This window comes from Asaia sp. A2 (assembly GCF_057319415.1).
In genome coordinates, this window is sequence record NZ_JBXWTO010000047.1 from 1 (window position 1) to 286 (window position 286).

Annotated in this window: 1 pseudogene; it reads left to right on the forward strand. The window is 56.6% G+C overall.

The annotated features are described in order from the left end of the window. Window positions 1-286, forward strand: a pseudogene (locus ACWNRM_RS15215) (IS5/IS1182 family transposase); the annotation flags it as partial.

Consider the following 286-nt stretch of genomic DNA (forward strand, 5'->3'; position numbering starts at 1 on the left):
CTTTGGCTACAAATCCCACGTCTCCATCGACCGGAAGTTCCGGTTCATCCGAAAATGGAAAGCGACGGATGCCGCCGCCAGTGATGGTGCGCGATTAAGAGAGGGGCTGTTGGATAAAGCCAATACGGCCTCAGGCGTCTGGGCAGACACGGCGTATCGCTCGAAAATCCACAGGAAAAAGCCGCATCTCAAGCCTATGCCACGCCACATCCAGCGGTCCAACGCTGGGAAGTCGGTGATCCGGTCGCGTGTCGAGCATGTCTTTGCCGATCAGAAATCACAGACG